This window comes from Paraclostridium sp. MRS3W1 (assembly GCF_032465715.1).
Taxonomy (GTDB): Bacteria; Bacillota; Clostridia; order Peptostreptococcales; family Peptostreptococcaceae; genus Paraclostridium; species Paraclostridium dentum.
Genome location: NZ_JAWDJM010000020.1, coordinates 1 through 15,078, shown reverse-complemented (window position 1 = coordinate 15,078; position 15,078 = coordinate 1). Strand labels below are relative to the sequence as shown.

Below are 15,078 nucleotides of genomic sequence, written 5' to 3'. Positions count from 1 at the left end.
AACAAAACCTCTATTCTATATTAGATGAATCTATTTTCTTTTTCATAATAACTTTAGTTCCCTCGCCCTTTTTAGAAGAAACAGTTACTTTATCCATGAAACTTTCCATAACGGTAAATCCCATACCAGATCTTTCTAATTCAGGTTTCGATGTATACAATGGCTGCATGGCCATATCTAAATCTTCTATACCATTTCCAGTGTCTTCTACTGTGATAGTTATTTCTCTATCTTCTATTTCACATCTTATATTAACAAATTTAGTTTCATCTTCATCATATCCATGTATTATTGAATTAGTTACAGCTTCAGATACCGCAGTTTTTATATCTGCAATTTCATCTAATGTAGGATCTAACTTAGCTGCAAATGATGCAACTATTACTCTTGCAAAACTTTCATTTTCTGATCTTGCTGAAAATTTTACTTCCACTATATTATTCATTTGCAACGCCTCCTAAAAAAGAACTTACAGCATCTTCATAAGTGTCGTGAATTTGTATTATCTTATTCATTCCAGATAAATCAAAAACCTTTTTTACTCTTGAATTTAAATTAATTACAGCTACTTTTCCACCCTCACTAGATATTTTTTTGTATCTACCAATAACTACTCCAATACCTGAAGAATCCATAAAATTCATATTTTTAAAATCAAAAACTATATTTTTGATTTGCTTATCTTGTATAACATAATCAATCTCTTCTCTTACTTCATTTGCAATATGATGGTCCAATTCTTTACTTAAAAACTCAACTTTTAAGTTTTTATTGTCTAAAGAAAAATTTATCATTAGCTTCCCCCTCCTATCGAATTTAAAAATGATACTTTTTATTCAATTCTATAAATCAGATTATTATCCTTCAACGAAATTTAAATAGTTTTGTTTTATTGTATCAAAAAACTATTTATTAAAATATTATATATTATACTAAATTAGTTTTGGAGGAATAATAATGGATTTTATTGACAACAAAGTTTCTGCCCGACTTGGTGGTTCATCATTTTTTGAAAGCAATGATAAACTCTATAAATTCGAGAAAATAAAAAAAATAACAAAAGAGGTTAAATCTAAATTTCCTGATGTAAAACTTATCGATATGGGAGTTGGAGAACCTGATAAAATGGCTGATAGTTCTATTGTTGATATATTGTGTGTTGAAGCTGGAAAACCTGAAAATAGGTTTTACTCAGACAATGGAATTATTGAATTTCAAGAAGCTGCTTGTAGATATTTAAACAATCTGTATGGTTTGAAAAATATAACCCCTGAAAATATAGTTCATGGAATAGGTTCTAAACCAGTACTTGCTATGATTCCACTATGTTTCATAAACCCTGGGGATATATGTCTAATGCCCTCTCCTGCGTACCAAGTACTTGGAACATATTCAAAATTTTTAGGTGGTGAAATTTATAAGCTTCCTTTATGTCCCGAAAATAATTTTTATCCAGATTTAGACAGCATACCTGAAGATATAAAGAAAAGATCAAAACTTTTATATTTAAATTACCCAAATAACCCTACTGGTCAAATCGCAACAAAAGAATTTTATGAGTATGCAGTTAAGTTTGCAAAAGAAAATGACATTATGATTGTTTCTGATTTAGCATATGGAGCTTTAACTTATGGAGATGCTACTCCTCTTAGCATATTGAGTGTCGATGGTGCCCTTGATGTCTGTATAGAGATTCATTCTCTTTCAAAATCATTTAATATGACTGGGTGGAGGTTAGCATTTGTTGTCGGTTCTAAAAAAGCCATGCAACTATATTGTGCTATAAAAGGCCATACTGACTCTGGTCAATTTAGAGCTATTCAAAAATCAGGTGCTTATGCACTCGACAACTATCATAACTTAATAAATTTAAATAAAGAAAGATATGCAAGAAGATTTGACTTGCTAGTTGATGTTTTAAATCAAGTTGGATTTAAAACAAATAAGCCTGAGGCTGGGTTTTATTCTTATGTTAAAATACCTAAAGGAATTAAAGATGGAGTTAGATTCAATAGCGCCGAAGAAGCAAGTCTTTACATTCTTTCTCATGCTTTAGTGTCTACTGTTCCTTGGGATGATTGTGGAAGTTTTTTAAGATTTTCAGTTACCTATGATGCTAATTCTTTAACTGATGAAATTAATGTTATGAATGAACTTAAAAGAAGACTTTTATCTTTAAATCTAGAGTTCTAAATTGAATATAATTAAAGGGTACCTCAGTATTGAGGTACCCTTTTAATATCTATATATTACTTGCTTTTTCTCTTATTATTTGCTTTTTCTATATTAACTTTGTTTCCTTTTATTTTTATGTTCTTCATTTTATCAAGAACTTTTCTAGTGTGTTTCTTTGGTATCTCAACAAAAGTATATTTATCATATATATCTATAGTTCCAACTAATTTACCTGGTATTCCAACTTCTCCAGCTATAGCCCCAACGATGTCTTTAGCTTGAACTTTTTGTTTTCTACCTATATTGATAAATAATCTAGTCATTCCAGACTCAGCACCTGTACTATGACTTTCTTCTATTATTTCTTCTTTTGCTTCATCACCTAGCGCTAATTTAACTAACGCAGCAGCTATATCTAAAGTATCATAGTCTTCTTCTTTGCAGAAGTTCTCTAACCATTGTACTTGCTTTGTTAAATGACCTTCTTCTATAGTAGATTTTACTTGATCAAAGAATAAACTTACTTTCTTCTCTTCAACATCTGATATTGAAGGTATGCTATGTTTTTCTAATTTAGATTTAGTATATCTTTCTATATCTTTCATCTTTCTCATTGCTTTTCCGAAAACAAAAGTGAATGATACTCCATTTCTACCAGCTCTACCTGTTCTTCCGATTCTGTGTACATAGTACTCTTCATCTTGTGGTAAATCATAGTTAAATACAGCTTCTACATCGTCAACATCTATTCCTCTAGCAGCAACATCTGTAGCAACTAATATATCTATAGTTCCATTTCTGAACTTATCCATTACTATATCTCTTTGAGTTTGCTTTAAATCTCCATGTAGTGCATCTGCAAAATACCCTCTTGCTTGTAAATCACTAACTAATTCATCAGCACCTCTTTTCGTGTTACAAAATACTACTGATAATTTAGGGTTGTATACATCTACTAATCTACATAATACTTCTAACTTATTAGCAGCTTTAGTTTCTATATAATATTGTTTTATATTAGGAACTGTAAGTTCTTTTCTAACTATTCTTACGTGCTCAGGATTCTTTTGGAATCTCTTTGTTAAATCTAATATACCCTTAGGCATAGTAGCTGAGAAGAAAGTCGTTTGTCTGTTTTCAGGAGTTTCATTTAAAATCATCTCGATATCTTCTCTGAATCCCATATCTAGCATTTCATCCGCTTCATCTAATATAACCATTTTTACTTTATCTAATTTTAAAGTCTTACGATTTATATGGTCTATTATACGACCTGGAGTTCCTATAACGATTTGAACACCACTCTTAAGAGACTTTATTTGTCTGTCTATAGGTTGTCCTCCATATACAGGTAAAGTTTTTATCCCGTGCATGTACTTACCTATTTTTCTTATTTCACTTGAAACTTGTATTGCTAATTCTCTTGTTGGACATAAAACTACCGCTTGTAGACTCTTGTCCTCTGGGTCTACCATATCTAATATAGGTATACTAAATGCTGCTGTTTTCCCCGTACCTGTTTGTGCTTGACCTATAATATCTACTCCAGTAATTATTTTTGGTATTGCTTGAGCTTGTATTGGAGATGGTTCCTCGAATCCCATTTCTAATACAGCTTTTTTTATGTTCTCATTTATTGGTAAATCATCGAATTTAACTATATTCATATATTGTTTCCTTTCCGTTATCAATTTATATTAACTTTATCAATTATATATTTTTTTTAAATATTATGCAATTAATATTTTATCCTAATAGTAAATATCGTATTCAATTTAAAGCAAAATAGAGGGTATTATATAACCCTCTATTTTTTTATTTTATATATGTAAAATATAGAACAAATAAATATAGTAAATATGTAAGTAGCATTAAGACTCCTTGAAGTCGATAAATTTTTTCCTTTATAATTGTAGGAACTGTTAAAATTAAAACTAATACTATCATAAATGGAAAATCTATAATTGATGTTTGTTTAAGTATTGGCGTATCATTTATAAAAGATGATATAGATATTACTGAAACTATATTTAAAATATTAGCCCCCAATATATTGCCTACAGATATAGCATTATGCTTCTTTTTTATAGCAGTTAAACAAGATACTAACTCAGGAAGTGAAGTACCTAATGCAATTACAGTTAAACTTATAACCCCTTGTGGAACTCCTATATATTTAGCTATTATTATTCCATTATCAACTAATAGTCTAGAACCTATTATCATCATAATTATCCCAGCTATAAATAAAAATCCTATTTTCAACACGTTAATTGATTTTATCTCTTTCCTCGTACTCGTGTCTGATACTGATCTCATTTTAGTTTTGGGTATACTCTTATAATTGTTAATCATATAAATAACTAACATTCCCATGAGAGCCATAGCATCTTTTCTGTCTATAACTTTATCCAAACCTAATACAATTAAAATGATTATAGATATGATTAATAATGTAGCTTTTGAATTAAATACTTTTTTATCTACTTTAAAAGGTCTTATAATTGCAACTAATCCAAGCGCTAATCCCGTATTACAAATTATAGAACCTACTGCATTTCCTAAACTCATTGTAGTATGACCTTTTATTGATGCACATACTGACACTGTCAATTCAGGAAATGTAGTTGCTAAACTAACTATAGTTGCTCCTAAAACAATTTCAGGTATATTAGTTTTTTTCCCTACAGATATAGTAGAGTCTATAAATATATCCGCACCCTTTGTTATAAGTATAAACCCTATTAAAAATAGTCCTATTGTAAATATCATTATATCCCCCCCTTATTAAATAGATATTCAATCAGCTTAATTCTATATGTATAAAAAATTTTTAAATTATTCTTAAAATTTATGTTTATTCGATATTTTAACCGGGTATTAAATGAATATAAGAAAATAACAGAAAAATCTATCAAAAAAGAAAAGATAGTGCAAAATTCTGTATACAAAATACTAATTCTATGTTATGATTATATTGTTTAAAAAATATCTAGCTAGATTTTATAAAATAAATATACTCAACACATATAAACTTAAGGAGGCTATCAACATGAATGCATGGCAAGGATTCAAAACTGGTAGATGGACTAAAGAAATAAACGTAAGAGAGTTCATACAATTAAACTACAAACCATATGAGGGAGATGATTCTTTCTTAGCTGGAGCAACTGAGAACACTAAAAAATTATGGAATGAAGCTATGGATCTTTTCAAAAAAGAAAGAGACAATGGTGGAACATTAGACGTAGATACTGATACTGTATCTTTAATAGATGCTTACGGTCCTGGTTATATAGACAAGGATTTAGAAACAGTAGTAGGTGTTCAAACTGACGCTCCTTTAAAGAGAGCTGCAATGCCTTTCGGTGGAATAAGAATGGTTGAAACTTCTTGTGAAGCTTACGGATACAAATTAAATCCAGAAATAAGTGAAATATTCACTAAATACAGAAAAACTCATAACCAAGGTGTATTCGATGCTTATACTCCTGACATGAGAGCTGCTAGAAGTGCTGGTATAATAACTGGTTTACCAGATGCTTACGGTAGAGGTAGAATAATAGGTGACTACAGAAGAGTTGCTCTATACGGTGTTGATAAATTAATACAAGATAAATTAGATCAAAAAGCTTCTTTAGAAGTTAGATGTATAGATGAAGAAGTTATAAGATTAAGAGAAGAATTATCTGATCAAATAAAAGCATTAGAAGCATTAAAGAGAATGGCTGCATCTTACGGATTCGACATAGCTCAACCTGCTACTAACGCAAAAGAAGCTGTTCAATGGACATACTTCGGATACTTAGGAGCTGTTAAAGATCAAAACGGAGCTGCAATGTCTTTAGGTAGAGTATCATCTTTCTTAGACATATACTTCGAAAGAGATTTAGCTGCTGGTGTATTAACTGAAGAAGAAGCTCAAGAAATAATGGACCACTTCGTTATGAAGTTAAGAATGGTTAGATTCTTAAGAACTCCTGAATACAACGATTTATTCTCTGGAGACCCAACTTGGGTAACTGAGTCTATAGGTGGTATGGGATTAGATGGTAGAACATTAGTAACTAAAAACTCATTCAGAATGTTAAATACTTTATATACTCTTGGACCATCTCCAGAGCCAAACTTAACAGTATTATGGTCTACTCAATTACCTCAAGGATTCAAAAACTTCTGTTCTAAAGTATCAATAGACACAAGTTCTGTTCAATACGAGAACGATGATTTAATGAAGCCTTACTGGGGAGATGACTACGGTATAGCTTGTTGTGTATCTGCAATGAGAATAGGTAAGCAAATGCAATTCTTCGGAGCTAGAGTTAACTTAGCTAAAACTTTACTATACGCTATAAACGGTGGTGTAGATGAGAAGAAATTCAAGCAAGTTGGACCTAGATTTGAGCCTATAACTTCTGAATATTTAGAGTACGATGAAGTTATGCAAAAATTCGATATGTTTACAGATTGGTTAGCTAACTTATATGTAAATACATTAAACGTAATACATTTCATGCATGATAAGTATTCTTATGAAGCATTAGAAATGGCTCTACATGATAGAGACGTATTCAGAACTATGGCTTGTGGTATAGCTGGTTTATCAGTATGTGCTGACTCATTATCTGCTATAAAATACGCTAAAGTTAAGACTATAAGAAATGAAGAAGGAATAGTTGTTGACTTCGAAGTTGAAGGAGATTTCCCTAAATACGGAAACAACGATGACAGAGTTGACGATATAGCTGTTGAATTAGTTGAAAGCTTCATGAACAAGATAAGAAAGAACAAGACTTACAGAAATTCTTATCATACTCAATCTATACTTACTATAACTTCAAACGTTGTTTATGGTAAGAAAACTGGTAACACTCCTGACGGAAGAAGAGCTGGTGAGCCATTCGCTCCAGGAGCTAACCCAATGCACGGAAGAGATAATAGCGGTGCTTTAGCATCATTATCATCAGTTGCTAAATTACCATACGAGCATGCTCAAGATGGTATATCTAATACTTTCTCTATAGTACCAGGTGCTTTAGGAAAAGATATGGATGAGAGAGTAAACAACTTATCTTCAATGATGGATGGATACTTTGCTCAAAATGCTCATCACTTAAACGTAAACGTATTTGATAGAGCTACTTTAGAAGATGCTATGGAGCATCCAGAAAAATACCCTCAATTAACTATAAGAGTTTCAGGATACGCTGTAAACTTCATCAAGTTAACTAGAGAGCAACAATTAGACGTTATAAACAGAACATTCCACGGAAAAATGTGCTAATTATAACTTAGTATAAATGTAAACATATTATAACAATCAATTATCAAAGTATATTCAGAGTGCAAACCTCATCAGTTTGCACTCTTTTTTTCTAAGCACTAGTAAATAAATTCAGTATAAATTCCCATTAATTAAAAAAACTATTTAATAGACTTTATACGTTTAATGTTTTATAATAGTGGGTAGAAAGTATAATGTATACAATTATTTTAGATGATAAATTTTATTAGTATAATATATAATTAACGAGGTGGATAAAATGGTAAAAGGTAGAGTTCATTCAATAGAAACATTTGGGACTGTAGATGGCCCTGGAATTAGATTTATATTATTCATGCAAGGTTGTCCTTTAAGATGTAAGTACTGTCATAATAGAGATACTTGGGATGTTAAAGGTGGAACTGAATACACTACTGATGAAATAATAGAACAAGTTAAAAAATACTCTTCTTATATGAAATTCTCTGGAGGAGGTTTAACAGTTTCTGGTGGTGAAGCTACTCTTCAACCTGAATTTTTAAAAGATTTATTTAAGAAAGCTCAAGAAAATGAAATTCATACATGCTTAGATACATCTGGTTTTGTAAATATAGATGTCATAGATCCAGTACTTGATTATACAAATTTAGTTTTACTTGATTTAAAGCATATGGTACCTGAAAAATGTAAAGATTTAGTAGGTGTTAGCATAGATAAGACATTAGAATTCGCTAAACATTTAAGTGATAGAAATATACCGGTTTGGATAAGACACGTTCTTGTTCCTGGAATAACAGATGATAGAGAAAACTTAGAACTTATGGGTAAATTCATATCAACTCTAAAAAATGTTGATAGAGTTGAATTACTTCCTTACCATACTCTAGGTGTTCATAAATGGGAAAACATGGGATTCGAATATGAGTTAAAAGATGTTCCAGATGCTACTAACGAAGATATAGAAAAAGCATCTAAAATACTAGCTGAGTTCGGTGTAATAACTCATAATAAATAATAAAAAAGGATCTATACAAAATTGTATAGATCCTTTTTTTATTAAAATTCAAATACTTCAACTTCCATATTATCGATTGCATCTTGTATTAGTTTTTCTACATCTAAAGATGATTCTGATTTCTCTATTCTATCTAATTTAGGTTTTGTTACAGGACTTTTCGGAGAAAATACTGTACAACAATCCTCTTCTGGTATAACTGATGTTTCAAATGTTCCTATTTTTTGAGCTATTTTTATTATCTCTGATTTATCCATTGCTATAAGAGGTCTAAATACAGGTAATGATACAGAAGCATTTGTACAAGTTAATCCTTGTATAGTTTGAGATGCAACTTGTCCTATACTTTCTCCTGTAACTAATGCATCACAGAATCTCATTTCTCCTACTCTTTGAGCTATTTTCATCATAAATCTTCTAGATATTATAGTCATTTCTTCTTCTTTACATGATACACCTATTGCCTTTTGTATTTCTAATATATTAACTTTATGAAGTCTAACTTTACCACAATATTTTGCTAGTATTTGAGCTAAGTCCCTTACTTTTTCTTGCGATTTTTCACTAGTGAATGGATAACTGTGGAAATGTATAGCTTCAATTTCTACTCCTCTTTTTGCAACCATCCAAGAAGCAACTGGGCTGTCTATTCCTCCAGATAATAAAGACATCGCTCTACCATTTGTTCCAACTGGAAGACCTCCATACCCTGGAACTGTATCACTATATACCATTACATGATTTTGTCTATATTCGCAGTGTATAGTTGTCTCTGGGTTTCTAACATCAACTTTTATTCTATCTTTTACATTATAAACTAAAAATCCAGCTATATCTTTACTCATTTCTTGAGAAGTTAATTCTAAACTCTTATCTCCTCTTCTTGAAGTAACTTTAAACGATTCTGAACCTGCTTCTATCTTTTCTTCTAAAAGTTGTAGTGCTAGTTGCTTTAATTTATCATAGTCTTTTTCTGCTCTTATACCTGGGCAAACTCCTACAACTCCAAATACTTTTTTGATTTCTTCTAATACTTCTTCATAGTCTTCTGCATATTCTCCTAAATCAACATATATTCTTCCATATTCTTTATATACATTAAACTTCCCTATATGCGCTAACATATTTTTCACATTTTTTATTAATTTATTTTCAAATATATATCTATTTTTTCCTTTTACACCGATTTCTCCGTACTTAACTATAGCTATATTATACAAATTTATCACCTCTTAATTATCGTCTTCTTATTATAAATCTAAGTTCTTCTACTGATTTTTTTATTATTTCACAAGCTTCATTTATTTCTTCTTCTGTTGTCATATCTGATAAGCTAAATCTTATAGCTCCGTCAATTTCTTGTGGAGTAAGCCCTATTGCATTTAAAACATGGCTTCCCTTTTTCTTTGATGAACAAGCTGATCCTGTAGATACAAATACACCCTGCTGTGCTAAATGATGAAGTAGTACCTCTCCTTTAACATCTTTAAATGATATGTTTAATATATGACATACACCGTCCTCAGGAGAGTTCACTTTAATATCATCTATATTTTCAACTATAAAATCTTTTAGTAAAACTTTTAGTTTTTCTATTTTATCTATTTTTGAATTTAAATCTGACATTATTATATCTATAGCTTCTCCTAGTCCATATATACCAGCTACATTTTCAGTTCCAGATCTTATACCTATTTCTTGTCCTCCACCAGTTAACATAGGTTTTATTTTGTTATTTTCCTTTACGTACATAAATCCAATACCTTTTGGTCCGTGTAATTTATGTCCACTAACACTCATAAAGTCTATGTTATATCTAGATGGTTTAAAATTGATTTTAGCAAATGACTGAACTGCATCTACATGTAAATATACTTTTTCCTTTAACGTACTTAGATACTTACCCACTTCTTTTATAGGTTGTATACTTCCAATTTCATTATTTACATGCATCATACTAATTAATATAGTATTCTCTTTTATTGCATTTTTTACATCATCTATATTTACTGTTCCTTTGTCATTTACTTTTAGATAAGTAACTTCAAATCCTTGTTCTTCTAAATCTTCCATTGTTCTTAAAACCGATGGATGTTCTATGTTTGTAGTTATTATATGATTTTTTCTCTTTTTGTGAAGATTTGCAATACCTCTTATGATTGTATTATTAGCTTCTGTTCCTCCTGATGTAAATATTATTTCTTTATCTTTACATCCTATACTTCTAGCTATTTCTTGTCTTATTTTTTTTATATTTTTTTCAACTTCAACACCTTTTTTATGTACAGCTGAAGGATTTGCATAATCTGTAGTAAGTGCATATACCATTTTTTCTACTACTTTTTCATATGGCTTAGTTGTTGCACTATTATCTAAGTATATTTCCATACTAATACACCAACTTTCTTTGTATTTAATCATACTATTTATACTCTATATTATTGTCCCAATTAACTATGTAAATTATCATATAATTTTAGTGAAACTTTTACTATTATACCACTATTTTCTCTTTTTTTATATAGCAAAGCGCTATAATTACACACTTCTATTGCTCTTATTCTTTTTTTATATCTATTTTTATCGTAAATTAATGTTTTTTAAATTTTTTTGTCAAAACTATTGATTTTTCTGTCGAATCTTGGTATTATGTATACATGGTTATCCCCCTGATAACCTTAATTAAAATCTCTATTCCCAATACCCCTTTTGAACGGATAGACTTTATATCCAATGTTAAACTGACAACGGAAGTTAGTTTAACGCAAAAAGAGCTTCCCCAAGCTCTTTTTTTTATGCTCAATTCTACATTTATCTCGCTTTTTTTGGTATAATTTAATGTATATATATAATAAAAATTTTAGGGGGTCGATACTATGCAAAACAAGAAAAAAGTAGCTATAGTATTTACAGGTGGAACTATTTCCATGACTGTAGATGAAAAAATAGGCGCTGCTATACCATCTCTATCTGGGGAGCAAATAATGTCTATGGTAACTAACATAGATAAAGTTGCTGATATAGAGATATACAACTTCGATGAGATTCCAGGACCTCATATGACACCTGAGAAAATGCTTAGTTTAAGAAATTATATAAACGACATAATTTCAAAAGACGAATTTTCTGGTGTTGTTGTTACTCATGGTACAGATAGTTTAGAAGAAACTGCCTATTTCCTAGATTTAACATTAGATACACCTAAACCAGTTATAGTTACAGGTGCAATGAGAAGTAGCGATGAACTTGGATATGATGGTCCAAGTAACCTTGCTGCAGCTGTTTGTACTGCTATTTCTGATGAAGCTTATAATAAAGGTGTTTTAGTTGTTCTAAGTAATGAAGTTTTATTAGCATCTGAAGCTACTAAGACTAATACACTTACATTAAATACTTTTAAATCTTTAACTTGTGGTCCTTTAGGAATAATTGACTGTGATAAACTTGTATTATCTAGAGATATAGTTGATAGACAAACAATCTTAGTAGATAAAGTTGAGTCTGATGTTGCTCTTATAAAATCAGGTGTTGGTATGGATGATTCTTTTATAAAGTTTGCAGCTGATAAAGGATGTAAAGGTATAGTTATAGAAGCTATGGGTAGAGGAAATATACCTCCAGAAATGTTAAAAGGTGTAGAATATGCTAGAAGCAAAGATATACCAGTTGTTATAGCATCTAGATGCCATTCTGGTAGAGTTTTTGATAGTTATGGATATTTAGGTTCTGGTAGGGATTTAAGAAATCTAGGATGTATATTTGCTGGTGATTTACCTGGGCAAAAGGCTAGAATAAAGCTTATAGTTGCTTTAGGAAAAACAAATAATCTAAATGAATTAAAAGATATGTTTGAAGAAGGAATATACTATTAAATAAATAATAAAAAAGGTTATTCATATGAATAACCTTGTTTTATTATTTTCTCTCTATAATTCCATTTTTTAGGCATATTGAGTAATCTAAGTCTTTCACTCCAACCTTAAATTTAACCTCTATCATTTTGCCATCTTTCCCTATTACATTTCCTTCTCCAAACTTACTATGTAAAATCTTATCCCCAATTTTGATTGCATTTATATCTTCTTTTGTTGGAGACTTTATATTATCAATAAACCTTGAGGCAAAAACTTTTTTCCCATATTTCATTTTTGGTGAACTTATATGTAGTTCATCTTGAGCTCTAGTTATTCCTACATAAAATAATCTTCTTTCTTCCTCTATAGCTGATTTTCGTTTTTCTTCATCTTCTATGTCATAAGATTTTTCATGAGGTATCGTTCCTTCATTTACTCCTATTATATATACATATGGAAATTCTAATCCCTTTGCACTATGCATAGTCGTAAATATTACTCCCTCTGAGTTTTTGTTATTTCTATTTTCAACTATCTCAGATTTAACCTTTTCTATATGCTCTAAGTATTCATTTATAGTTTTAAAGTTACTTGAAGAACTTTCTAGTTCATTTAAAATTTCTATTAACCCATTTGGTTTAATCTTCCTATTACTACAATAATCTAATACATATCTATCATAATCTAAACTAGTACGTATATATGAAATTGCATTCTTAGGAGATAATGTCTTTAAATAACTTAAATCTATTTCTAAATCATTTAATGTCTTTACTTGTTTTGGATGTAATCCGCCCTTATTTATTAATGCACCTATGAAGTCTCTATCCTCACTTGCAAGCTTTATACTATCTTTAGATATATATCTAAATGGTTTATTAATAATTCTTATCCAATCTTCACTCAATGTTGTCTCTATCCCTAGTCTTAAATACGCTAATAAATCTTTCGCAACCCAATGGTCATATATAGTTACAATTGAGTCTCTAACAACAAATGGTATATGCATATCCATAAATACATCTACTAGTGCTCTAGACTGTATATTTGTCCTATATATAACTGCAAAGTCATCATAGTTAACACAATTATCTTCACATTTACTAATTATATCTCTAGCTATAAATTTTGCTTCTTCTTCTGAGTCTTCAGTTTTTATATAATTTACACTTCCCTTTTCTTCTCTATCACACTTAATTACTTTTTCGTATCTATTTTCATTAAATTGAATAAGCTTATTTGCAGTATCTGTTATGCCTTGTTTCGATCTATAATTTATATCAAGAACATATTTCTTGCTATTTTCAAAATATCTTTCAAACTCTAATAGAAAATCTGGTCTCGATCCTCTAAACCCATATATACTTTGATCTTCATCACCTACAACAAATATATTGTTGTTTGGACTTGCTATTAACTTTATAACTTCAAATTGAACTTTATTTATATCTTGGAATTCATCCACTAAAATATATCTATACGCATTTCTGACTCTTTCTAACACTCTTTTATTATTTCGTAATAAGTGATAAGTCTTTATAAGCATATCATCAAAATCTATCTTTTTGATACTTTCCTTATAATCCTCGTACATATTATAAGCTTTTATAAATTCATCCTTCGAAAGTATTTCTGGATCAAAATCTAATTTATCCATTAACTCGTTTTTGACATAAGAAATTTCATTTATAACATTTAAGATTGTATCATCATCTTCTGCATTTTCTATATTTAAATTTTTTAAGATTCCTCTTATAGCAAATTTTTTATTCTTTTCATCTAATATACAATCCAGCTCGTACTTTTCAAAAAATCTAAGTATTCTAAAGAAAACTGAATGGAATGTCCCATAGCTAACTTTATTTAATCTAACATCCTGACTCAAGCTTAGAGCTCTATTTTTCATTTCTGTTGATGAAGCTTTTGTAAAACTAATAGCTAAAATATTTTTAGGATTTATATTATTATTCAAAACCATATTAACTATTCTATACGTTATAACTCTTGTCTTACCTGAACCTGGACCAGCTAAAACCATGCAAGGTCCATCTATATGCATTACTGCGTTTTTTTGATTACTATTTAATCCATTTATATCTATCATCATTTATCACCTTGAACTATCTTTATATTATTTTATAATTAATATTATATACTATATTCACAAAAAGGAGTAAACCTATGGAAGTTATTACTAAGACTATAGATAATTTAATTGATATACCAAAAAATCATTTCGTATTCGATATAGAGACTACAGGCCTTAGCCCTAAGTATTGTAAAGTAATATTAATAGGGGTTTTATACAATTTAAATAACAAAACTATAATTAAACAATATTTTGCTGAGTCTGAAGAAGAAGAAAAAGATTTACTTTTAAAATTTATTAATGATATAAAAACTTTTGATCATCACATAACATTTAATGGAGTATCTTTTGATATCCCTTTTTTAAACTCAAGGTTTAATTCTAATGACATTGATTTTTCCATAGATAAATGTGATGATATTGATATTTTAAGAATTGTAAAACCATTTAAAGAAAAACTGTCTTTATCTGATTGTAAACTAAAAACAATAGAAAAATACATGGGCATACAACGAGAAGATACTATATCTGGAAAAGAAAGTATTGAGTTATATAAAAATTTTGTAATTAGTAAAGATATTAGTTTAAAAGAAAAAATACTATTACATAATTACGAAGATATTTATTACTTAGGAAAAATATATAACATAAAAAACATAATAGATGAAAGTTTGGATTACAT

The 15,078-nt window shown here is 29.5% G+C and carries 12 protein-coding genes; 5 read left to right on the top strand and 7 right to left on the bottom strand.

Annotated features, from left to right (window positions below):
• Positions 1-10 precede the first annotated feature (10 nt).
• Together spoIIAB and spoIIAA are read right to left on the bottom strand one after the other, a co-directional pair.
• Positions 11-445, bottom strand: a complete 435-nt coding sequence (gene spoIIAB, locus RWY47_RS01435) for an anti-sigma F factor (protein WP_021428483.1) — start codon at positions 443-445, stop codon at positions 11-13.
• Complete coding sequence (gene spoIIAA, locus RWY47_RS01430) at positions 438-794, bottom strand: anti-sigma F factor antagonist (RefSeq protein WP_025162289.1); 357 nt, start codon at positions 792-794, stop codon at positions 438-440. Before spoIIAA ends, spoIIAB begins: the two co-directional genes overlap by 8 nt.
• A 163-nt stretch (positions 795-957) precedes the next feature.
• Here spoIIAA and RWY47_RS01425 point away from each other — a divergent pair, with 163 nt between their 5' ends.
• Positions 958-2,193 (top strand): LL-diaminopimelate aminotransferase, encoded by a 1,236-nt coding sequence (locus RWY47_RS01425; RefSeq protein WP_207656658.1) that lies wholly within the window; start codon positions 958-960, stop codon positions 2,191-2,193.
• 56 nt (positions 2,194-2,249) lie between these two features.
• Here the strand turns inward: RWY47_RS01425 and RWY47_RS01420 are convergent, their stop codons facing one another.
• Positions 2,250-3,842: a DEAD/DEAH box helicase gene (locus tag RWY47_RS01420; protein ID WP_021428466.1), complete on the bottom strand. Its 1,593-nt coding sequence runs from the start codon at positions 3,840-3,842 to the stop codon at positions 2,250-2,252.
• Between the two features lie 148 nt (positions 3,843-3,990).
• A complete protein-coding gene (locus RWY47_RS01415) occupies positions 3,991-4,947 on the bottom strand; it encodes a calcium/sodium antiporter (protein WP_021428500.1) in 957 nt (318 codons plus the stop codon).
• A 280-nt stretch (positions 4,948-5,227) separates the two neighbouring features.
• On the opposite strand from RWY47_RS01415, the gene pflB reads away from it, so the two are divergent.
• Both pflB and pflA read left to right on the top strand, forming a co-directional pair.
• The gene (gene pflB, locus RWY47_RS01410; RefSeq protein ID WP_025162292.1) at positions 5,228-7,459 is read left to right on the top strand and encodes a formate C-acetyltransferase; all 2,232 of its coding nucleotides are present in this window, start codon (positions 5,228-5,230) and stop codon (positions 7,457-7,459) included.
• A 259-nt stretch (positions 7,460-7,718) separates the two neighbouring features.
• Complete coding sequence (pflA, locus tag RWY47_RS01405; RefSeq protein ID WP_021431753.1) at positions 7,719-8,453, top strand: pyruvate formate-lyase-activating protein; 735 nt, start codon at positions 7,719-7,721, stop codon at positions 8,451-8,453.
• A 41-nt stretch (positions 8,454-8,494) separates the two neighbouring features.
• Here the strand turns inward: pflA and thiI are convergent, their stop codons facing one another.
• Together thiI and RWY47_RS01395 are read right to left on the bottom strand one after the other, a co-directional pair.
• Positions 8,495-9,673, bottom strand: a complete 1,179-nt coding sequence (thiI, locus tag RWY47_RS01400) for a tRNA uracil 4-sulfurtransferase ThiI (RefSeq protein ID WP_150841935.1) — start codon at positions 9,671-9,673, stop codon at positions 8,495-8,497.
• A gap of 16 nt (positions 9,674-9,689) precedes the next feature.
• A complete protein-coding gene (locus tag RWY47_RS01395; protein ID WP_150841934.1) occupies positions 9,690-10,841 on the bottom strand; it encodes a cysteine desulfurase family protein in 1,152 nt (383 codons plus the stop codon).
• Between the two features lie 488 nt (positions 10,842-11,329).
• Here RWY47_RS01395 and RWY47_RS01390 point away from each other — a divergent pair, with 488 nt between their 5' ends.
• Positions 11,330-12,325: an asparaginase gene (locus tag RWY47_RS01390; protein WP_021428513.1), complete on the top strand. Its 996-nt coding sequence runs from the start codon at positions 11,330-11,332 to the stop codon at positions 12,323-12,325.
• 43 nt (positions 12,326-12,368) lie between these two features.
• Here RWY47_RS01390 and RWY47_RS01385 read toward each other — a convergent pair whose 3' ends face one another.
• Positions 12,369-14,411, bottom strand: coding sequence for an ATP-dependent helicase (locus tag RWY47_RS01385; protein ID WP_332842067.1), 2,043 nt, complete (start codon positions 14,409-14,411; stop codon positions 12,369-12,371).
• 77 nt (positions 14,412-14,488) lie between these two features.
• Between RWY47_RS01385 and RWY47_RS01380 the strand changes: the two genes are divergently transcribed.
• A partial coding sequence (locus tag RWY47_RS01380) for a ribonuclease H-like domain-containing protein (RefSeq protein ID WP_316030216.1) occupies positions 14,489-15,078 on the top strand: 590 nt, incomplete at its 3' end.